Genomic DNA, 21,476 nt, shown 5'->3' on the forward strand with positions numbered 1-21,476 from the left:
TCTTGAGGGAATCGGAAAGGAGGAACACACGATGGGACAGGTTGCATTTCATAACTTATACAAATTAATAAAAGGTGCTTCAACAGCAGAATTTGTTCCAGTCGTTGAACAATTCAACCGTGAATACATTTTCAAACAAAGAGGATACCTTTCTTTTGAATGATTAGTAGATTGAGAAATTTGGGCTGACATCACCAAGTTCGAAACGAAAGAAGATGCGGAAACATTTGACCAATGCGGTATCCCAGATGCCTTTGCACAAATGTTTTTATTCATTCATCAATCGAAACAGTTGCAGCTCTCACCTATACACGATTGAAAAAATGTTCCAATAACCATTCAGTATGGAATGGACAACGCTAAAAAACAATTCATATGAAAAGAGGAACTTCTTATGACAAAAACAGCAGAATGGTATCAAGGAAAAGCTGGGCGGGCAGAACATTTGGTCTATTTAAATAAGGAAGCCAAAGAGCTTGAGAAACTGATTCATGGCGACAAAACAATGATCATTCGGGGGGCAGCTGGCAGAAAATCACCCTTAGGAGGAAGAGCCAAAATCAACGATCTTGTTTATTTTGTGGAGACCAGCGGCGATTTGACCATCACTCATCGGGGCATCATTGCCAATGTGACTGAATCTGAAAAGATGACGAAAGAAGAATCCATAGATTTTGTAGAACGCTATGAAAAAGAGTTGAATCTATCGAAAAAGCAAGTCGATCGTTGGGCAGGGAAAAAGTATCTAGCGGTCTATGAAATCGCTGAATTAGAAGAAATAACGCCATTTCAGTACAATCGTGAAAAAAATATGGACGATTGGGTCATCACTGATGATATCAACAAAATTAAATTGTAACGTAGCAAAAACCTAAAAAAAGCGCAAGGAGTTGAGCGAAAGGATGGAAGGCAAAGAGCAATTGTTTCGAGACAAAAACGTGAAACCAACAGAGCAACTGATTGCGGAATCACTGGGTGAGGGATATGCCATTTATCAACGTTTTGTCGAAACGCTTGAAAACGAGGGCATCTCTCTTATGGATTGGCGCTATTACCAAGATGGAAAAGCGTGGTTGTCCAAAGGTGAATACAAATGGACAACGACTCGTGGGACGAATAAAGTGAAACCAATTTTTTGGCTTTCGATGTGGGAGGGCTTCTTCAAAGTCTCCTTTCACTTTAGCGAGAAAGTCCGAACACAGTTATTGTCTCTACCAATCAGTGATGACACAAAAGAAAGGATTCATAAGGCGCCGACCAATGGCACGAAAATGACGTTTTTTTCTGTGATTTTTGATGTAGCGAGTGACGTTCCTTTGAGTGATATTTACCAAATCGCTGAGTTTCGAAAGCATTCTATTTAAGCAATTTTCTTTCGAAAAAATAAAATTCTTATATTTGTCGTTCTTAAAAGCTAAGGAAATTTGTATATTTTTACCCATAGCTATCGGAATGCGCAATGGCTTTTTAGGAAGTCTCGTAATAAAGAGTCGTGATTTAAAGGAGATAGGCTATTTTTTCATCTATTTCAGTGGATGGAAAAAGACGTCCAAGTTAAAGAACGGGAATGCCTTAACTGATTTTAGCCAATAAATCATCTCATTTAATAAAGAAAAACGAGGTGTTTCATGTGAAAGATGAAACACTTCGTTTTTTGTTTTTCAATACCTATCCTACGAAAACTGTTCCTTCATCCGCTCCAAGAAAAGTCCAGAAGCTTTTGAAAAAACTTGAGTGTTTTTCCAAATGACGTCAAGGTTTGATTCCAGTGCTGGGCTCAATTTTCTAAAACACAATTGGCTATCTGGGGCGAAGTTGACTAATTTATCTAGAGTCAATCCGTAACCGACACCTTCTTCTACCAGCTTTGATGCATTGTAAACTAGGTTATATGTGGCGACGACCGTCAATTTTTTCAGGTCTTTTTTCAACCATTTAGAAAGTTCACTGCTGACCAAACTTTGTCGCGAAGTAATCAAGGGAACGTCCCAGAGATCTTTTGGGGTAATGACTTCGTTGACAGCTAGAGGACTGTCTTTTCGCATCAACACGCCCCAGGTATCTTTGGCAGGTAAGCGTAAGGAATGGTACTTTTTGACGTCTGCTGGACTGATTACGACACCGAAATCCAACAATCCTTTATCCAATCGTTCTTTGACCTCATCGGCGTTGCCGCTATAAAAGTGAAATTTGATGTTAGGGTATTCAGCTTGGATTTCTTTGATGATTGCTCCTAGCAACTGAATCACATAAGTTTCTCCAGCTCCGATCGATACATTGCCGGCGATCGTATCTCGAGGCGACAAAAATTCTGAGCGGGTCTTTTCTAATAATTCTACGATTTCTTCCGCCCGTTTACGAAACAACAGTCCGTCTTCTGTTAGTGTGATTTTGCGATTGCCTCGGGTGAACAACGTCACGCCTAATTCTTTTTCTAGCTCCATCAATTGTCGGGACAAGGAAGGTTGAGAAAGATGCAGATGTTTTGCGGCAGCCGAAATTGTCTCTTTTTCTGCAACTGCTAAAAAGGTGGTCAGATTTTTTAATTCCATTTAAAATGCTCCTCTTGTTATTCGTAAAATGAATAGTTAGGTATTTGATATTGATATTTTACATGGAAAAGACCGCGAAGTACAATAGATTTAATCCGAGAATCACTCTTTTGATCTATGAGTTGCTGGTAACAAACAAAAGATCAAAAGAGAAAAGGAGTTGTATATGTCGCCCTAAGGTACAGGATGATTGACCATGAAAGAAGGCGAATGAAATGAAAAATTGGCAAAAAAAGGCACTTGTATCACTATTGATGCTAGCACCACTTATTTTAGGTGCTTGCAGCAGCAATAACGAGGCGGCAAACGAAGCAACACAAGCCAGTTCAGGAGGAGAAACGATGACAGAAAATGTTTCATTTACAGATGAATGGGACAAAGTTTTCCCAGAAAGTGACACGGTGAATCACCGAAAAGTAACTTTTGAAAATCGCTACGGCATCACTTTAGTTGCTGATCTTTATGAACCAATTGATGCGCAAGGACCACTTCCAGCAATCGCGGTTAGCGGACCCTTTGGGGCAGTCAAAGAACAGACATCTGGTCTATATGCCCAAACGATGGCTGAACGAGGTTTTGTTACGATCGCTTTTGATCCTTCATACACAGGCGAAAGCGGTGGGGAACCACGCTATGTGGCATCACCAGATATCAATACAGAAGACTTTCAGGCAGCAGTCGATTTTTTGTCAGTCCAAGAAAATGTAGATGAAGAAAGAATCGGCTTGATCGGAATTTGCGGTTGGGGCGGGATGGCATTGAATGCCGCAGCCATTGATACCCGTGTGAGAGCGACGGTTTCCGCCACGATGTATGACATGTCGAGAGTCAATGCTCAGGGGTATTTTGATGAGATGGGGGCTGAAGGACGTCATGAATTGCGCCAACAGCTGAACGCCCAGCGGACAGTCGATTTTGCTAACGGTAGCTACGAAAGAGCAGGTGGAGTGCCAGATACACTACCGGAGGATGCACCGGTCTTTATGCAAGATTATTTCGATTACTACAAAACGGAACGCGGCTATCATGAACGTTCGTTAAATTCTAATGACGGTTGGAACGTGACATCATCGCTGTCGTTCTTAAATATGCCGCTCTTGTCGTATATCGATGAGATCCAAAGCGCCGTTTTATTACTACATGGGGAAGAAGCCCACTCTCTTTACTTCAGTCAAGACGCCTTTGAACAATTACAAGGCGATAACAAAGAGTTGACGGTCATTCCTAATGCTTCGCACGTTGATCTATATGATCAAACAGACGTAATTCCTTTTGATCAAATGACCCAATTCTTCCAAGAACATTTGAACTAAATAGCCACAACGATCTTCACGACTGTTCGGTCACTCTGCCTCTGCTGAGCAGTCGTGTTTTTTTGAAAATACGCATTCAGTTGCCCGCTTCTACATAGAATCATCACCAGAAAGGAGCGAAGAGATGCTTATAAAATTGATATCCGCTATTTTGCTGTTCTTATTAAGTGCCTGTGGGACAAGCGAAACAGAGAGAACCAATATGCAATCCGCTAACGAAACTTCATCGGAAGCTAGCCAAGAGAATGTCCAGCAGTTTTCAGCAGCAACAGCTGTCGTCATTACGGTTGGTCAACAGGATTTTCTAGCGAAGTTTTATGAAAATGAGGTGTCTGAGCACCTAATGAATCAAATGCCCTTTACGGTGACAATGAGTGATTTGAACAACAACGAGAAATATTATCGTTTTTCTGAGAATTTGCCAGAAATGACTACAGAACGGCCGGAGATCATTCACGAAGGAGAAATCATGAGCTGGAATAGTCATACGTTGGTGCTGTTTTATCAGACCTTTACCAATTCTTATGGTGGTTATAATCGTATCGGTGTCATTGAAGATCCGACGGGGTTAAAAGAAGTACTTGGGGCGGAAGACGTAGAGGTTATTTTTTCGTTAAGAAATCCTCGTGAATAACAAATGAATAGGAGAAAAACACATGACGATCGATCAATTAAACAAACTCATGGCAAGTGGCGAACCCTTACTTGCCGGTTCGCAAGCTTCCAAACAAATGGTAGCTCTGAGTGCTAAGGCGAGAAAAATCACGATGAAAATCAATACAGTCTACCATGAGTCTGATGAGTTACAAGAACTTTTTGCCCAATTAACAGGAAAACCAGTTGAGCCGACTTTTTCGCTGTTTCCACCCTTTTATACAGATTATGGCAAGAATATCAGCATTGGCAAAGATGTCTTTATCAATGCGGGTTGTCATTTTCAAGACCAAGGAGGGATCACGATCGGTGATGATACCCTAATTGGGCATAACGTTGTTCTAGCTACCTTGAATCATGGCCTTCACCCTGAAGATCGTAGCACGCTTTATCCAGCCCCCATTACGATTGGGAAGAATGTCTGGATTGGCTCAAATGCAACGATCGTTGCCGGTGTGACCATCGGTGACCATGCGATCATTGCTGCTGGGTCGGTGGTGACCAAAGATGTCGCTGAGCGCACGATCGTGGCTGGTGTACCTGCAAAATATGTCAAAGAGGTTACTGAGTAAGCATAATAGCAATGAGTAAGAAAAAAACTGCTGTTCGCCTTGTCGCTTGTAAAGCGATGAAGACTAACAGCAGTTTTCTTATTCTTGAGGCGGCTCGCTCGTAGTGGAACCGGCGAAGTTTTCAATCAACGATTTCACATCAAGACCGAGGGTTTCTTTCAACGTTTCTTGTGTGGTCGATAAGAGATTGGTGGCGTAATTGGTGACACGATTGGCACCGCCACCTTCACCTGATCCTGTATCAACGACTGAAATTTTATCGATATTGCCTAATGGTGCGGCTGCTTCTTTGACTAATTGTGGCAGGATCTCGACGATCATGCTCAGAATGGCTGCTTCATCGTATTTCTTGAAGGCTTCAGCGACTTTTTCTTTCGTTTCGGCTTCTGCCGTTCCTTTCGCCAAAGTGGTTTCGGCTTCTGCCAAACCGATCAAACGAATCTTATCGGCTTCGGCTTTTGCCAAGGACTCTGTTCGAAATTGCTCGGCTTCAGTGGTAGCTAAGGCAGATGCTTTTTTGGCTAGCGCTTCTTGTTCAAGCGCATAACGATCCGCATCGGCTTTTTTCTTGATCTCTGAATCAAATTGCTTCTCACGACGCAAGATTTCTTTTTCTTCCAATTCGATTTGTTTTTGTCGTTCAACGACTTCGACTTCAATCTCTTGTTCTCGGACTTTTTGTTTCATGATGGCACTTTGTAGATGATAGGCTTGATCGGCATCGGCTTTGGCGATGTCTTGTTCTTTCTTATAAAGCGCCAGCTTCAATTCTTTTTCCTTCAATGCTTCAGCGATTTCGGTCATGCGTTTTGATTCCGCTGTTTGCGATTCTTGTTCCGATTGGGCTTTTTTGATGCGGGTTTCTTTCAGTGCTTCAGCTTCCGCAATTTCAGCATCCCGTTTGACTTGGGCGATTCTAGGCTTTCCAAGAGAATCCAAATAGCCGTTTTTGTCTCGTACTTCTTTGATCGTAAAGGAGACAATGATCAAGCCCATTTTCGCTAGATCGACAGAGGCTACTTCTTGCACACTTTGGCTGAATTTGTCGCGATTTTGATAAATTTCTTCCACAGTCATCGAACCAAGGATCGAACGCAAATGGCCTTCTAGCACTTCCCGCGCTTCATTTTCTAATTCTTCACGGGTTTTTCCTAGAAATTGTTCCGCTGCCGTTGCAATTTCTTCCACGGATGAGCCGATCTTAATAATGGAAGTTCCGTCACACATCACGGGAACCCCTTGTTCAGTGTAGACTTCCGGCGTTGAGACATCCAGCTTGCTGGAGAGCAAACTGATTCGATTCGATCGTTGAAACACTGGCAAAACAAAGGCTCCGCCACCACGCACGATTTTGATTTTGTTGTTGCTTTCATCGGCGTGTACATTTTTGCTACCTAGATAGCTTCCGCTGATGATCAATGCTTCATCGGGCTTGGCTGTTTGATATTTCGTGACAAAGACGATCAAAAGCATTAATAAAATGAATGCCACGATGGCGATCGGGAAAACGATTGGTGATAATAGAATATCCATAGATACACCTCTTTAGTGATTTAGTTTAGTTATCCAAAAATTTTTTTGTGTAAGGAACGACGTAGCAAACTCGTTCTTTGACTTCAATAATCAAAACCTTCGATCCAGCTGCTAATGGTTCATCGATTGGTTGGAAAGCCGTAGCTGGTCGATTGCTTGAACCAGTGACACTTGTGAGTTGAATTTCGCCCATTCCTTCACAAGGAATCGGCGTCAGCACCGTTGCGATGCGACCTTCAAAATCTTTCTCAGAACTTGACAGTGTCGCTTCCGCATTTCGCATGGGAATCAGCACGTAAAAATTCAAGAGAAAAACGAGCCCTGTAGCAAGGCAGCCGCTAATGACGAAAAGTAGGAGCGAATAGCCAGACAGAAAAGTTTCTCCTAAGTAACCGAAGAGACTTGTACAGGCAAACCATGGAATAATTAACATCGGATCGACTGGTCCGTCGAAATCGAAGATATCCCCAAACAGAAGCAGCAAAAAGGCTAAAACAGCACAGCCAATCAAAACATACAAATAAATTTGCTCAGGTGCATAAGTGTGCAGCACATATCCACCTCCTTTCAAATAGCGTGATTTGTGAGAACGACGAAAGTTAGGAGACAATCGGAAGAAGAACGAAGGAAGCAAAAGAAAGGAACAGAGATTCTGTTATAATTATACCAATAAATAATAAAAATATTCGATTTAATTAGATAAAATGATAAAATAATATAATAAATGGTGGTTTGTTATTTGGGAGAAGGCAACAAAAGCACATGATTTTTTCAAGAGCCATTGACAAACAATCAAAATCAAAGTAGATTAAATCAGGGTAGTAAAAATGTCAAAAGGAACTGCTGACTCTAGACACGTCAATAGGCAGCGTTTGTTTTTTAACCCAATCGAAATAAAGTAGTTGTTCGCAAACATAAAAGAAGTCAGGAACACTTCTTTTCAACCGACAGATCGTATTGCTAAGAAATAGAGGTGGAATCGATGGATCAAAAAGAAAAAATGTTAGAACTAATCAAGAAAAAACAAGGCGGCGGCCGTTCAAAAAAGATGGAATCCCCAAAAAATGATCGGAAAAACATGCGTAAAGGCCCGAAAATTTATAATAAGTAAGGCGATGGATTATTAATACGAAATGAGCGATTAAAAAAAGAGAGAAGGACAGGGTTGCTGTCTTTCTCTCTTTTTTTTTATTCCTCAGAATTCACGTACAACTCACTCAAAGCTGGCAGATCATGGACTTGGTATTTTGCTTTAAACGCTGCGATTTCTTCAGCGCTGAAGCGGTTCGGATCAAGTTTCAGTTCTTCGACAGGAAGAGGTCGTTCGTTAGCGATCTTGACATCGATCACCACAGGTCCGTTGATTTCTTTAGCTTGTGTAAAGACGGATGCTAATTCATCTTCCTTCGTTACCGTGAAGCCTTTCGCACCTAATGCTTCCCCAACTTTACCAAAATCAGCACCGGCTAGTTGGACACCGAACTTGGTTTGCTCGGTATCTTCTTGCTCCGCTTCGATGAAGCCGAATGAGTCATTGGAAAAGACCACGTTGATGATTGGTAAATCATATTTCACTTGGGTGATGATGTCTTGCATTTGCATCGCAAAACCGCCATCCCCACTAAAGGTAAATACTTGGCGATTCGGATAGCTCAATTGAGCTGCGATCCCACCAGGTACACCATTACCCATTGTCGCAAACCAGCCAGACGTTATAAAACGCTGTTCACCCGTCATTTCTAAATGACGGATACTGTGGATCGTCACATTACCGACATCCGTGACAAACAGGGCATCAGGAGCTGCAATCCGGTTGATTTCTCGATAGACAGGTTCAGGACGCAAAGGAACTTGCGAATCATGGTAAAAATGATGGCGCCATGCATGCCAATTGCGACAGTTTTCTTGATTGGCTTTTAACCAAGCATCTGCAGGACGAGGGGCTGCCATCTCTGTCCATTTTCTAAGAGCGGTCGCACCATCTCCTAAAACGGAGACATCCGTCTGATGACGACGACCAAATTTCGAGGCGTCGATATCAACTTGGACAAAGTTGGCACCAGGATTGAAAAAGCGGCGGCCAAAAGGGAAGTCACTGCCGACAAAAACGATGAGATCGGCTTCTGCCAAAGTTTCATTGGCAGGTTTTGTCGCAACCCGTCCAGCAAATCCAAGAAAGTTTTCATAAAGATCAGGCACGATGCCTTTGGCTAAGACAGAAGCTGCGATAGGCATCGAGAAATGCTTAGAAAAAGCATCGATGGCATCAAAATGACCAAAGAGACCTTGTCCGATATAAAGGACGGGTTTTTTTGCTTGTTCAAAATAAGGAAGGGCAGCCTGTAAACCCTCTTCATCAGGCTGGAGAACACCTGTCTTATGATTTTTTGCGGTTGCAATCTCCTGTTCGTCGATTTCTGCAAACCCGTAATCGACCGGGATCGTTACCACAGCGACTCCTTTAAATTTGTAGGCTGCTTTAATGGCTTCGTCCACCACGTGAGGCAAACTTTCAGGGGACATGACCGTGCGATTGTAGATACTGACATCAGCGAACATCGGATTTTCATTCATTTCTTGAAAATCATTGTAGTTCATCGAGCTCGAAGCTACTTGTCCTAACAAGGCAACGACGGGCACATTATCCATTTGAGCATCGTATAAGCCATTGATCAAATGGGTGGCACCCGGACCAGCAGAACCAAAAACCGCACCGACTTTTCCCGTTAGCTTGGCATCAGCCGCCGCTGCCAGCGCACCCGCTTCTTCATGACGTACTTGAACATATTTGACCGATTGCCGTTCATGGTACAAAGCATCCATCGTTGAGTTGAAAGATCCACCGGGGATTCCATAGATATGGTCGATGCCCCACGCTTCAAAAATCTTGATCATTGCTGTACCAGCATTGATTTTTGTCATTTTCTTCACTCGCTTTCTCTGTTGTCATTCGTTCTCTTTTAAGTATAAACGTTTCTCAAAAAGACAACAAAGAATGCGCCTTCTGTCACAAGGCGCATAGAAAGACTTATTTTAGGAAATGAACGACTCAGTTGCGAAGCTCTTGCACGAATCGACTGGCGATCTCTTTTGGTCGGGTGATGGCACCACCAACCACGATACCGGTCACACCCATATCCTGAATTTTTTTTGCTTGTTCCGGTGTGTGGATCTTGCCTTCGGCTATTACCGGAACCTTCGCCGCAACCAATTGCTGGATCAACTGATAGTCCGGTTCGTCATTGGTAGGACTGTTCGCCGTGTAGCCTGACAAAGTTGTACCAACAAAATCGACGCCCGCTTCAAAGGCATTGATGCCTTCCTCATAGGTGGCGATATCTGCCATGAGTAGTTGATGGGGATAAAGAGTTTTGATTTGCTTGATAAAGGCATTGACCGTCAAGCCATCATGACGTTTGCGCAAGGTGCAGTCCAAGGCGATCACCGCAATATGTAAAGCTGCTAATTCGTGTACCTCTTTGATGGTTGCTGTGATAAATGGTTCTTCCGGTGGATAGTCTTTTTTGATGATTCCGATGATCGGCAAATCAACAGCTGCTTGGATCTCGCGAATATCGCGAACGGAATTGGCACGGATGCCAACAGCACCAGCTTCTTGAGCTGCTTTTGCCAATAGGGGCATGACACCGCCGTTTTCGGTATATAGGGGTTCTCCAGGCAATGCTTGACAAGAAACGATCACTCCGTCCTTGATTTGTTGAATAAAAACTTCTTTTTCCATGTATTTGACACTTCCCATTCTTGTAAAGGTTCGTTTCTCCCTTCGACTATATCATGAGGCTTTTTTCTTGTAAATGAAACGACACCTTCTTTAAAAGGAAAGCGAACACCAAAAAAGAAGCAAGCACCGTCATCAAGGGTGCTTGCTTCATTAGGAGGTGAGGATAGGGAATCATTTATTCCGCTTGTTTTGACGTGCATTGCTTGAACTTCTCAAAATCGATCGTTTGATTAGCAGACAGCACTTCGTATTGCAATCGGTCTGTTTCTTCATCGTGAATGATATGGAGGATTTTTCCGTCTTCGTCTACTGGTCCCAGACTGATGATCGTAAACCGTTCATTGATGACTTCTAAATTCTGTAAAACCCCAGAAAACACTTTGCGAATATGATGGGCGGTCTTGATTTTTTTGTCTGCTTTTTCAACAGCCTTGGCTAACGTAAAGCCTTCATCTAAAAACGTTTTGATCATTTCCACTTTGACGACCGTGGGCAGTCGGTATTTTCGTGGGGCATTTTCTTCTTGTGGGACCGATTGAATAAATCCTTTTTGTTCCCAATAACGCAATTGGCGAGGGGAGATATCACACATTTGGCTAAGTTCGCTGATGCCGACCAACAAGTTTTCATTATCAACGAGTTTTCGAAAAAGATGAGACATACGGACTCCATTCTTGTAAAGGTATTTGTTAACATTGTAACTTGTTTTACTTTTATGTCAAGTAGGTTGACAAATGTTAGGGAAAGATTTAAAGTAAAGAAGGTTTTATGAAAAATATACTGAAAAGAGTGTGAAATATGTCAACGAGTCGTCCTTTAGATATCTACGGCAAACCTTACAATCGTTCCTTACTGGTTATGGTTTTGCTGATCGGTACGTTTTGTACTGTTTTGAACCAAACATTGTTAACAACGGCTTTTCCAACCTTGATGGATGCCTTTGACATCTCTGCATCTGATGTCCAATGGCTAACCACCGGTTTCTTGCTGGTCAATGGGATCATGATCCCGATCACCGCATGGCTGATCAACAAGTTCAGCTCAAGAAATCTTTACTTAACGGCAATGAGCATCTTCCTGGCTGGAACGATCGCTTGTTTTGCAGCACCGAACTTTTCTACATTATTGATTGGCCGCTTAGTGCAAGCTGCTGGTGTAGGGATCTCCATGCCGCTTTTGCAAAATATCATGTTGTCGATCTTCCCACCAGAAAAACGCGGTTCAGCTATGGGCATGTCTGGAATCGTTATTGGGTTGGCACCAGCCTTAGGCCCAACGTTATCTGGTTGGATCATTGATCATTATGACTGGCGTTATTTGTTCGGAATGGTCATTCCTATCGTCGTTTTAGTCTTAGTCTTAGCGCTCTTTCTAATGAAGAGTGTGATTGAATTGTCGCATCCGAAAATCGATCTTTTCTCAGCGATTTTATCAACGCTTGGTTTTGGTACATTGCTCTATGGCTTTTCAAGTGTCGGTGACAAAGGGTGGGGCAGTATTGAAGTAATCGGTTTTCTAGCAGCCGGTGTCTTTTTCATTGCTTTCTTTGCATGGCGTCAATTGCACATCGAGCATCCTTTCTTAGAGTTGCGCGTGTTCAAATCAACAACCTTTACCTTGGCATCGATCCTTTCCGGGGTCACGAATATGGCGATGATCGGTGCTGAAATGGTTCTCCCATTGTATATCCAAAACATTCGTGGTGAATCAGCGTTCCATTCAGGATTGATGTTATTACCAGGTGCGTTGATTATGGGGATCATGATGCCGATCACTGGTGCGATCTTTGATAAGTATGGTGCAAAACGTTTAGCTATCACCGGGATGTTTATCTTGACCGCCGCAACCTTACCATTTGCTTTCTTAACAAAAGATACACCGATTTTGCATATCATCATTCTTTATGGGATTCGGATGTTCGGGATCTCAATGGTGATGATGCCAGTAACGACTTCAGGAATGAATGCATTGCCTGGTAATCTGATCAGTCATGGTACCGCAGTAAACAATACGTTCCGTCAAGTAGCCAGCTCAATTGGTACGGCTATCTTGATCAGTGTCTTGACAAACGTCACCAAAGGCAACTTGCCAAGTGATTCTTTGCTGGATGCAACGCCTTTGGCATACAAAGAACAAGCAATCGAAGCGACTTTATCTGGCTACCATGCCGCTTTTTATGTGGCAGCGGTCTTTAGCTTCTTAGGATTCTTGATCGCCTTCTCCTTAAAGAAAAAAGAACCACGATTGACGGTTCTTGAAGGAGGTGCGGACAAATGATCTTGCTTTTGATCGTTCTTAGCGTGTTAGGGTTTGCGGTACTGAATGTTTTTGCCAAAAACAAGCGGCAAACAGGTTTATCATTGGTCTTAGGTCTAGTCTTCGTAGCAAGTGTCGTCGCATTGATGGCCAATTTGACTTACCATTTTGGAATGGAAAAAGAAACGACTGCTAAAACAACAGCACTGGTTTCTAGTGCCGATAATGAGAATTTTGATTTACTATTGTATCAGCCATTAGGAGATGGTACGGAAAAAATCTACCTGTATAAAACGGATACTGATCAAGAGGAACCAAAACAAACCGGTACTGATAAAGTGACCAATGTCGTGGAAACAGGGGCTGAGTCAGCTCAATTAGAAACAAAAACGACGCGCTGGGTTTATAAAAGTGACCTATCACGCTTCTTGTTCGGAATCGCTGATAACGATGGCCAATATGTCAGCCGTACCAATACGTTCTCATTACCAGATTCATGGGAAGTCTTGAGTGTGGATCAAGCAAAAAAACTGGCTTCTTTAGCGAAAGAACAAGCGGACACCATGAAAACACAAGGACAAGCGTATGTCCAAGAAAAAATGCAAGCTGCATTAATGGCTGATCCAACTATGGACGAGGCAGCCCAAAAAGCAAAAATCGCTGAATTGACAGAAGCTTATCAAAAAGAAGCGATGGCAAAACTGCTTGAAGAAGCAAAAAAGTAAAAACGAGTAGATAGTCATGGGATGGAAGAATCAAATCGGATTCTTCTGTCCCTTTTTCTACATGAAACTTGTGATTTAGCGAAACAGCTGCTAAATGTTGGTCGTGTCCATCAACAATAAAAATCCCACTCACTACTAGTGTGTGGGATTTTCTTTATTCAAATGAGCACGCGGCAATCCGGTCGAAAGCTTCTTTTAACAAGTCCAACGATTGGGTGGCAGCTAAGCGAACATAGCCATCGCCGGTCGTTTCTCCAAAGGCTTTCCCAGGGATCATCAGCACACTGGTTTCCTTTAATAATTTCTCTACAAAGCTGACAGAGTCCAACCCTGTTTGTTCAATGTTGATGAAGGCATACATGCTTCCTTTGACAGGGGATAAGGAAAGGAATGGGATCTCAGCAACCCGTTGTTCAATGTAAGTCAGTCGTTCCTTAAAGACAGCAACCACTTGCGGCACGAGGGTATCATAGTGATTCAATGCGTAAATACCTGCCCGTTGTGAAGGGGTTGGTGCCGAATAGGCGATCGCCTCATTGATCAGTTTTGCCGTAAGATTGATCGATTCAGGTGCGATCATGTAGCCGATCCGCCAGCCAGTCATGGCAAAGGCTTTTGAGAAACTGCTGAATGTGATGGTGTTCTCAGGTGCGAAGGCTGCCATCGGTACAAAGGTATCATCAAAGCAAAAGGCTTCATAGACTTCATCCGAGAGGATCAGCAAGTCATGTTCAATGGCAACTGCTGCGATTTTTTCAAAAGTTTCTGGAGAAAAAACAGCACCAGTAGGATTGTTTGGTGAATTGATGATGATCGCCCGAGTTTTTTCAGTGATGGCGGATTTTAAGACCTCGACATCGATTTGAAAGCCATCTTTTTCAAAGGTCGGGATAAAGACCGGCACACCACCGACTAGTTCGACTTGTTGTTTATAAGGTGAAAAGTATGGTTCATGAATAATCACTTCATCACCAGGATCAATGATGGCAGCCAAAGCTAAGTACATGCCATGCAATGCACCGACAGTTCCTCGTACTTGGCTAGGAGAAAAAGTAAGCTGGTATTGCTTTTGATAAAAATCAACGACAGTTTGGATAAAATCAGCACTGCCGTCTGAAGCGGTGTATTTTGTATGACCCGCTTTGACGTCAGCAAAAGCTGCTTCAATGATCGTCGCATCTGTAATCAAATCAGGATCACCAATCGACAAATCAATCAAATTTGGGGTTTTCTTCGCAAGAGTGGCGATCTCCATTAAAAGATTTTCCTCTGGTTGTAAAAAACGTTCTGCAATCAACGGACGGTTCATTTTGTCATCTCCAATTTCTATAAAACTTTGCTTAAAAAATCCTGCGTCCGCGCATTTTGCGGATGCTCAAAGATTTGTTCTGGTGTTCCTTGTTCTTGAATGATACCGTCAGCCATAAAGATGACACGATCGGCAACTTCTTTAGCGAAGCCCATTTCGTGGGTAACGACCACCATCGTCATGCCTTTTTCTGCTAAAGCTTGCATGACCGTCAACACTTCTCCGACCATTTCTGGGTCCAAAGCCGATGTTGGTTCGTCAAAGAGCATTACATCAGGATCCATTGCCAACGCTCTAGCAATAGCGACCCGTTGCTGCTGCCCGCCAGAAAGGCTAGAGGGGTAACTATCCGCTTTTTCAGCTAAGCCAACTTGCTCCAGCAATCCTTTCGCTGTCTCTTCGGCAGCGGCTTGCCCTTGCTGTTTGACTTTGATCGGGCTGATAGTCAGATTTTCTAACACCGTTTTATGAGGGAATAGATTGAAGCTTTGAAAAACCATTCCCATTTTTTGACGAATCTGATCGATTTTCACACCTTTTGCCAATAAATCATTGCCTTCGAAGGTGATTTTCCCACCGGTCGGCTGTTCAAGAAGGTTCAAGCAGCGTAAGAAAGTACTTTTTCCACTTCCTGATGGTCCGATGATCACAACGACTTCACCAGGTGTCACTTCAAGATCGATTTCTTTTAAGACGGTATTCTCGCCAAATATTTTCACTAATTTTTCAACTTTAATCACTAGTTTTCATTCTCCTTTCAGCAACACCCAAGAGACGTGAGAGGGCGAAGGTCAATACAAAGTAGATCAATGATACGATAACGTATGGTAAAAACGGTTTGAAGCTGGCCCCTTGAACGACGCCTGTTTGGAAAATCAGTTCAGACACACCGATCACCGATACGACCGAAGACTCTTTAATGACCGTGACAAATTCATTTCCTAGAGCAGGCAAGATGTTTTTGATGGCTTGCGGGAAAATGATGAAGCGCATCGCTTGGATCTGATTCATTCCTAATGAACGAGCGGCTTCCAGCTGTCCTTTGTTGACGGCATTGATCCCGGCACGAATGATTTCTGCCACATAGGCGGCGCTGTTTAGTGCTAAGGCAATACAGCCGGCAGCTAATTTCGAAAGCTCTAAGCCTAACACGCCTGTTCCAAAGTATACAATAAATATTTGTACTAACAAAGGTGTTCCTCGAACATATTCAATATAGACAGCGGCAATGACTTTCAGTGCTTTTGATTTAGAAAGCTTCATAAAGGCTAACAAACTGCCACCGATAGAGCCGAATAATACCCCAACCAAGGCTAGGAAGATGGTATAGCCAGTTCCGGTGATGTAAAAAGGCAGATATTTTTCCCAAAAGCTTTGCTCTTCATCGATCGTGCCATCTTCGGTAAACATCAATCGATAGGCATCTTCTTTGTATTGGCTTAAAAGATCATTACTAATAATGGTTTCAATGGAGGAATTGAGTTTTTCCAGTAAAACCGGCGCTTCTTTCGAGATGGCGATGGCGGTTTCCTTCACACCGTTTTCAAACGTGACATTTTCGGCTAATGCCAATGTATCATTCGCCGTCACATATGCTTCGGCAACGGGACCTTCCATCACGATCGCATCGATCTTGCGTGATTTTAGATTGGTTATCAAATCAGGCACCCTTTGCAAAGAGGTGACAGTCGCGCCAGTCAATTCTGTATTTGCCAGCTCTTCTTGGGTGGTTTGTCGTTGTGCACCGACAGCCACACCATCAAAATCAGCCGTCGATTGGAAACGATCCGCGTCTTCCGCTCGAACCAGAACAGTTTGTTGGACTTCCATATAGGTGTCAGTGAAATTGACTTCTTTGCGGCGCTCATCCGTAGCAGCCATCCCAGAGATGACGACATCGATTTTACCCGTTTTTAACGCCCCTAACAACGCATCAAACCCAAGTTCCTCGATTTTCAGATCGACCCCTAAGTCATCTGCAATCTTTTGGGCAATGGAAATATCGATTCCCACGATTTCATTTTTTCCGTCAACATTGGCACGGAATTCATAAGGTGCATAATCGGCAGATAAACCCACGACTAATACACCATTTTCTTTGACTTTTTCATAGATTGGATCAGTTTCTTCTGCATGTGCTTGTCCGACAAAGAAAAACGGCAGCAATGCTGTGATGATCCCTAATAAAACAGTACCCTTACTAAACCTTTTCATGTAAACGCCCCTTTAACTTTTTCTGCGCATCTATTAAAAATGCAAATAATAACTAATAAATGTATAAAAATACATATAAGTGATAGAAACTATCATAGCATAACATCAGTTGAAGTCAATAAGTCAGAGAAAAAAAGTCAAAAAATGTTGTAGAGCGTAAAACCATTTATTCAATTTTTTTGCAATCCAACCAAGAGCAATGTGAAGAAGGCACAGCGTCTTTTTTCTAAACATATATATTCGATCTTTCACTTTGAAAATAACCGATAATAAAGAAATGTGACCACACTGAATGAACAAATGGAAAATGGTCTCAGAAGAAGCCAAAAAAAACGAAACATAAGACATTTTTTTGATTTCTTGCGATAATAAAAGTGAAGAGGAGGCGGTAGGATGAAGGTCGTATTGATTCGACACGGAGAAAGTGAAGCAAATTTCGAAAATTATTGGACAGGATGGCTGGATGTTTCGCTGACCGAGAAAGGCCGGCAACAAGCATGGGTAGCAGGGGAACAGATCAAAGCAATGGGGATTACTTTTGATTTTGCCTTTGCATCTGTGCTTCAACGAACGATCATCACGTGTGATGCCGTTTTGGAAGCTAGCAATCAGCTTTGGGTCCCTGTACACAAAACATGGCGCTTAAACGAGCGTCATTATGGGCAACTGGTTGGGGTCAATAAAGATGTGATGGTGGCACAATATGGAAAAGAACAGGTGCAAAAATGGCGTCGAGGATATGATGAACCGCCTTTATATGTGGAGGAAAATGATTTCGATCGACGCTACGATTCTTTGGATCCTCGCTTGATTCCTAAGGGAGAAAATCTGGGAATGGTCGTGGCCCGAGTGGTTCCATTTTGGCAAGATCAGGTGGTTCCGTTACTTAAAGATCATAAGAATATTCTCATTACTGGTCATGGGAACAGTTTGCGGGCGTTAGTCAAATACTTGGAGGACGTGCCCAAAGATGACATGGATACGATCGATATTCCTAACGCACAGCCGATCATTTATGAGTTTGATAGCCAAGCAAACTTGATTGAACGGGCGATATAACGAACATTTAAAGAATAAACCACATTTTCGTTTGATGTTACATCGAAAATGTGGCTTTGTTGTGCTATAATAAGAAAAATTTAATGAAAGGCGGGAGAATATGAAAGCCGTATTAACCGTTATTGGAAAAGACAAGGTTGGGATCATCGCCGGTGTCAGCCAGAAATTAGCAGAATTAGAAATCAATATTTTAGATGTGTCCCAAACGATCATGGAAGATTACTTCACGATGATGATGCTTTTAAACATGGATGCCAATCAGGATTTTGACGGTGTTCGTGAGGAGCTTCACCAAATAGGTCAGGCATTAGGTGTGAAAATCAGCATTCAAAATCAAGAGATTTTTGATACCATGCATAAATTATAGGAGGCACTATGGAGACAAATCAAATACTTGAAACCATTCGCATGGTGGAAGAAGAAAACTTAGATATTCGTACGATCACGATGGGGATTTCATTATTGGATTGTATCGACGCCGATATTGATCGTACCTGTGAGAAAATTTTTCAAAAAATTACAACAAAAGCGAAAGATCTTGTCAAAGTCGGCGAAGAGATCGAAAGTGAATATGGCATTCCGATTATTAACAAGCGGATTTCGGTTACCCCTGTAGCGATCGTAGTGGCAGCTTGCCAGCCGACACCCGCAGACTGTATCAAAGTTGCGAAGACCTTGGATCGAGCGGCGCAAGAAGTCGGAGTAAATTTCATCGGCGGCTATAGCGCACTAGTAGAAAAAGGCTATCAAGGCGGCGACCTTGCATTGATCGAATCGATTCCAGAAGCCTTGGCTCAAACCAATTTTGTCTGTTCGTCGGTCAATATTGGATCAACGAAAGCTGGGATCAACATGGATGCAGTACGTCTGATGGGAGAAACAGTCAAGAAGACGGCTGAGGCATCAGATATGGGCTGTGCGAAGCTCGTCGTCTTTGCGAATGCAGTGGAAGACAATCCCTTTATGGCGGGGGCTTTTCATGGGGTCGGTGAAGCTGATGTGGAAATCAACGTCGGTGTCAGCGGACCTGGTGTCGTCAAACGTGCCTTGGAAAAAGTCAAAGGCGAGTCCTTTGATGTCGTGGCGGAAACAGTCAAAAAAACAGCTTTCAAGATCACGCGGATGGGGCAATTGGTCGGGCGCGTGGCTTCAGAGCGCTTGGGCGTTCCATTCGGGATCGTCGATCTTTCGCTGGCGCCAACTCCTGCTGTTGGTGATAGTGTGGCATTGATTTTAGAAGAAATGGGCTTAGAATCTGTCGGTACCCACGGAACGACAGCTGCTTTGGCATTGTTAAATGATGCAGTCAAAAAAGGCGGCGTAATGGCCTGCAACCATGTTGGTGGTCTGTCGGGTGCTTTTATCCCCGTTTCTGAAGATGCAGGAATGATCAAAGCAGTAGAAGCTGGTTTATTGAATTTAGAAAAACTTGAAGCCATGACGGCGATCTGCTCTGTCGGCTTAGATATGATTGCGATTCCGGGAGATACTTCGGCTGAGACGATTGCCGCAATGATCGCGGATGAAGCAGCGATCGGTGTCATCAACCACAAGACGACAGCTGTCCGAATCATTCCAGCGAAAGGCAAAGAAATCGGCGATCGCATCGAGTTTGGTGGGTTATTAGGGACAGCGCCAGTGATGAAAACCAATCCTGCGAAGTCTACTGATTTCATTTTGCGTGGCGGCCGTATTCCCGCACCGATCCATTCATTTAAAAACTAGCTCGTGTTCATTTTGTAAGAAAATATGATAAAGTGACCTTTAAAAGACTAATCAGAATGCTGTCTTTTAAAGGTTTTTTGGTCCTGTTACTATTTTTTTCATTCCTAAGGCGGATGTTTTTTTGTTTGGAATCGAATACAATGAAAGATAACACGATAAAAAGGGGTGGTAAAATGAAGAAAATCTTCCAACTTGGGATGTTGGTTTTTGTTGGTTTGATGGGATTTTTTGTCCTTCAACCATCAATTGCCTTCGGACAGACATTTTTTCGCGATGATGCCGGGGTCCTTTCACAAGAGACGATCGAACAGATCGATGCCTTGAATAAAGAGGGGTTCCAATCATTGACTGGCGCGCCAGAATATGCTGTGATCACGATCCCTTCCTTAGATGGGCAATCGATTGAAGAGCGTAATTTGGAACTGTTCAATGAATATGGTTTAGGAAATCCAGAGGACAATAATGGACTATTGTTTCTCTTTGCCATTGATGATCGTGAATTTCGTCTGGGTTATGGCGATGGACTATCCTATGTCTTCAGTGAGCTATCGGAAGATGATTTAGTGGATGAAGATGCCAAAGACGCATTACGAGATGAAGATTATGATACAGCGATATTGGCAGCTTCTAATGAAGTCTATCAGCGAATGAAAGAAGCGGATGAAACGATTGGATTAGGGACGATTTATCAAGATGGCAATCAAATGTTAGCAGAAAAACAGGCACAAGAAGCAGAAGCCACTAAGCAAATGTGGTTCACTATTGGAAAAATCGTCAGTGGTGTTTTAGCGGCAGCAGCTGCAAGCCTTGTCGGGTTCATCAGTTTTCGCCATCTTAAAACCAAACGGCGATTTGAAGAGCACCTGCCGTTGCCGAAACATCTGTTAGAAGATAGTCACTTCCAACAGAAAGATTTCTTGAAATGGGCTAGCAATAGAAAGAACTATCAGCGTTACCATCAGTATCAGACAGCAAAAGATTGTCAACAAGCATTTACGCAGTATGTGACGAGTACTTACGTGCCAGCGAAATTGAGCTCGATCACCGGATTGTCGACTGCGGATAAACGAGTTATCCAACATGCCTTGACGAATCCAGCAATTGGCTCTTATTTTTCAAACTTGCTGATGAAGAAAAAAACCACGGTCAAACATTTCGGTCAGGTGATCCTTACACAACATGACACCTTAAAAACCTATGAAGCCCAATTAGGCAGGGAAGTGACTGAACGGATGGCAGACTACGATTTGACTGATGCGGTGTTACCCGAAAATCTGCCTTTAGCAGATGCTTATCGAGCAGAAATAGCCAAGCAAGCCAAAGAAGAGATCAGAAGACGCAATGAGCAAGGGCGATACTTAGCTCAACTTGTGACGGAAAAAGCGACCTATCCTGAGATGGTACAAGCCATTCCGAAAGAAGTTTCTAATGTTCTAGCGGAAGTGAAAACAGATGCCTTGTTCCAAGTTGACTTGAAACAGGTTTATCAAAATCACCCAGATTTAGCAAACAAATTATCCTCATTTGATGCTTCTGATCGAGCAGCAGTTTTAAATAATGCTCGCCAAGAGTATGACCCGCATGGGACGAATATGGCGTTGTTCTTTGTGATGATGAATAATCACGTGTCCCATCAAGAACAAGTCATTGCCGATACACAAAGTTCTTCGAATGATTTTGGCGGTTTTAGCGGAGGAAGTAGCAGCGGTGGCGGTGTTTCTGGTAGCTGGTAATTTTTTCGTAAGGAGGAACGTTCATTGTTCTGCAATACATTCGCTTGCATGTAGGTTTGTGCAAGCGGAAGGATTGTATAGTCAATGGC

At 42.9% G+C, this 21,476-nt stretch carries 23 protein-coding genes; 13 read left to right on the plus strand and 10 right to left on the minus strand.

The features are described 5' to 3' along the window. Positions 1-31 precede the first annotated feature (31 nt). The 3 genes from IGJ26_RS07300 (at position 32) to IGJ26_RS07310 (ending at position 1,364) form a co-directional block, all read left to right on the plus strand. Entirely contained in the window at positions 32-163 is a 132-nt protein-coding gene (locus IGJ26_RS07300) for a hypothetical protein (protein ID WP_008381400.1), read from the plus strand. A 231-nt stretch (positions 164-394) separates the two neighbouring features. Then, a complete protein-coding gene (locus tag IGJ26_RS07305; RefSeq protein ID WP_086372843.1) occupies positions 395-859 on the plus strand; it encodes a hypothetical protein in 465 nt (154 codons plus the stop codon). A 43-nt stretch (positions 860-902) separates the two neighbouring features. After that, complete coding sequence (locus tag IGJ26_RS07310) at positions 903-1,364, plus strand: DUF3788 family protein (RefSeq protein ID WP_086299502.1); 462 nt, start codon at positions 903-905, stop codon at positions 1,362-1,364. A gap of 309 nt (positions 1,365-1,673) precedes the next feature. On the opposite strand, the gene IGJ26_RS07315 is transcribed toward IGJ26_RS07310, so the two are convergent. Next, positions 1,674-2,552, minus strand: a complete 879-nt coding sequence (locus IGJ26_RS07315; protein WP_016613358.1) for a LysR family transcriptional regulator — start codon at positions 2,550-2,552, stop codon at positions 1,674-1,676. Positions 2,553-2,767: 215 nt separating this feature from the next. Here IGJ26_RS07315 and IGJ26_RS07320 point away from each other — a divergent pair, with 215 nt between their 5' ends. The 3 genes from IGJ26_RS07320 (at position 2,768) to IGJ26_RS07330 (ending at position 5,091) form a co-directional block, all read left to right on the plus strand. After that, entirely contained in the window at positions 2,768-3,865 is a 1,098-nt protein-coding gene (locus tag IGJ26_RS07320; protein WP_008381394.1) for an alpha/beta hydrolase, read from the plus strand. A gap of 124 nt (positions 3,866-3,989) precedes the next feature. Further along, complete coding sequence (locus IGJ26_RS07325) at positions 3,990-4,499, plus strand: cyclophilin-like fold protein (protein WP_008381393.1); 510 nt, start codon at positions 3,990-3,992, stop codon at positions 4,497-4,499. 22 nt (positions 4,500-4,521) lie between these two features. Beyond that, entirely contained in the window at positions 4,522-5,091 is a 570-nt protein-coding gene (locus tag IGJ26_RS07330; protein ID WP_005236324.1) for a sugar O-acetyltransferase, read from the plus strand. A 78-nt stretch (positions 5,092-5,169) separates the two neighbouring features. Here the strand turns inward: IGJ26_RS07330 and IGJ26_RS07335 are convergent, their stop codons facing one another. Both IGJ26_RS07335 and IGJ26_RS07340 read right to left on the minus strand, forming a co-directional pair. Then, positions 5,170-6,624 carry a flotillin family protein gene (locus IGJ26_RS07335; protein WP_008381386.1) on the minus strand — a complete coding sequence of 485 codons (1,455 nt, stop codon included), beginning with the start codon at positions 6,622-6,624 and terminating at the stop codon, positions 5,170-5,172. 25 nt (positions 6,625-6,649) lie between these two features. Continuing rightward, positions 6,650-7,195, minus strand: a complete 546-nt coding sequence (locus tag IGJ26_RS07340; RefSeq protein WP_194199486.1) for an NfeD family protein — start codon at positions 7,193-7,195, stop codon at positions 6,650-6,652. Positions 7,196-7,606: 411 nt separating this feature from the next. On the opposite strand from IGJ26_RS07340, the gene IGJ26_RS07345 reads away from it, so the two are divergent. Then, positions 7,607-7,735, plus strand: a complete 129-nt coding sequence (locus IGJ26_RS07345; protein ID WP_005236316.1) for a hypothetical protein — start codon at positions 7,607-7,609, stop codon at positions 7,733-7,735. Between the two features lie 77 nt (positions 7,736-7,812). Here IGJ26_RS07345 and spxB read toward each other — a convergent pair whose 3' ends face one another. The 4 genes from spxB to IGJ26_RS07365 all read right to left on the minus strand — a co-directional run bounded on the left by spxB (position 7,813) and on the right by IGJ26_RS07365 (position 11,027). Next, a complete protein-coding gene (spxB, locus tag IGJ26_RS07350; RefSeq protein ID WP_194199487.1) occupies positions 7,813-9,546 on the minus strand; it encodes a pyruvate oxidase in 1,734 nt (577 codons plus the stop codon). Between the two features lie 127 nt (positions 9,547-9,673). Then, positions 9,674-10,366, minus strand: coding sequence for an N-acetylmannosamine-6-phosphate 2-epimerase (locus IGJ26_RS07355; RefSeq protein ID WP_008381380.1), 693 nt, complete (start codon positions 10,364-10,366; stop codon positions 9,674-9,676). After that, positions 10,324-10,566, minus strand: a complete 243-nt coding sequence (locus IGJ26_RS07360; protein ID WP_430599978.1) for a hypothetical protein — start codon at positions 10,564-10,566, stop codon at positions 10,324-10,326. The genes IGJ26_RS07355 and IGJ26_RS07360 overlap by 43 nt, the downstream gene beginning before the upstream one ends. After that, positions 10,542-11,027, minus strand: coding sequence for a MerR family transcriptional regulator (locus tag IGJ26_RS07365; RefSeq protein WP_008381378.1), 486 nt, complete (start codon positions 11,025-11,027; stop codon positions 10,542-10,544). The genes IGJ26_RS07360 and IGJ26_RS07365 overlap by 25 nt, the downstream gene beginning before the upstream one ends. 137 nt (positions 11,028-11,164) lie before the next feature. Between IGJ26_RS07365 and IGJ26_RS07370 the strand changes: the two genes are divergently transcribed. Together IGJ26_RS07370 and IGJ26_RS07375 are read left to right on the plus strand one after the other, a co-directional pair. Beyond that, complete coding sequence (locus IGJ26_RS07370) at positions 11,165-12,643, plus strand: MDR family MFS transporter (RefSeq protein ID WP_005236311.1); 1,479 nt, start codon at positions 11,165-11,167, stop codon at positions 12,641-12,643. Beyond that, the gene (locus tag IGJ26_RS07375) at positions 12,640-13,347 is read left to right on the plus strand and encodes a DUF4811 domain-containing protein (RefSeq protein ID WP_016613368.1); all 708 of its coding nucleotides are present in this window, start codon (positions 12,640-12,642) and stop codon (positions 13,345-13,347) included. The genes IGJ26_RS07370 and IGJ26_RS07375 overlap by 4 nt, the downstream gene beginning before the upstream one ends. Positions 13,348-13,501: 154 nt before the next feature. On the opposite strand, the gene IGJ26_RS07380 is transcribed toward IGJ26_RS07375, so the two are convergent. The 3 genes from IGJ26_RS07380 to IGJ26_RS07390 are packed head-to-tail and all read right to left on the minus strand — an operon-like array spanning position 13,502 to position 16,870. Then, entirely contained in the window at positions 13,502-14,656 is a 1,155-nt protein-coding gene (locus IGJ26_RS07380; RefSeq protein ID WP_016613369.1) for a pyridoxal phosphate-dependent aminotransferase, read from the minus strand. Between the two features lie 17 nt (positions 14,657-14,673). Then, complete coding sequence (locus IGJ26_RS07385; RefSeq protein WP_016620845.1) at positions 14,674-15,396, minus strand: amino acid ABC transporter ATP-binding protein; 723 nt, start codon at positions 15,394-15,396, stop codon at positions 14,674-14,676. Then, a complete protein-coding gene (locus IGJ26_RS07390; RefSeq protein WP_005236308.1) occupies positions 15,389-16,870 on the minus strand; it encodes an ABC transporter permease subunit in 1,482 nt (493 codons plus the stop codon). The genes IGJ26_RS07385 and IGJ26_RS07390 overlap by 8 nt, the downstream gene beginning before the upstream one ends. A gap of 393 nt (positions 16,871-17,263) precedes the next feature. Here IGJ26_RS07390 and IGJ26_RS07395 point away from each other — a divergent pair, with 393 nt between their 5' ends. The 4 genes from IGJ26_RS07395 (at position 17,264) to IGJ26_RS07410 (ending at position 21,387) form a co-directional block, all read left to right on the plus strand. Beyond that, positions 17,264-17,929: a 2,3-bisphosphoglycerate-dependent phosphoglycerate mutase gene (locus IGJ26_RS07395; protein WP_430599979.1), complete on the plus strand. Its 666-nt coding sequence runs from the start codon at positions 17,264-17,266 to the stop codon at positions 17,927-17,929. 100 nt (positions 17,930-18,029) lie between these two features. Further along, positions 18,030-18,296, plus strand: a complete 267-nt coding sequence (locus tag IGJ26_RS07400; RefSeq protein ID WP_005236306.1) for an ACT domain-containing protein — start codon at positions 18,030-18,032, stop codon at positions 18,294-18,296. Between the two features lie 8 nt (positions 18,297-18,304). Beyond that, a complete protein-coding gene (locus IGJ26_RS07405) occupies positions 18,305-19,654 on the plus strand; it encodes a PFL family protein (RefSeq protein WP_008381372.1) in 1,350 nt (449 codons plus the stop codon). A gap of 140 nt (positions 19,655-19,794) precedes the next feature. Continuing rightward, positions 19,795-21,387: a TPM domain-containing protein gene (locus IGJ26_RS07410; RefSeq protein ID WP_430599980.1), complete on the plus strand. Its 1,593-nt coding sequence runs from the start codon at positions 19,795-19,797 to the stop codon at positions 21,385-21,387. Positions 21,388-21,476 lie beyond the last annotated feature (89 nt).

Origin of the sequence: Enterococcus sp. AZ095a (assembly GCF_050546735.1) — a bacterium.
Lineage (GTDB): Bacteria > Bacillota > Bacilli > Lactobacillales > Enterococcaceae > Enterococcus_D > Enterococcus_D entomosocium.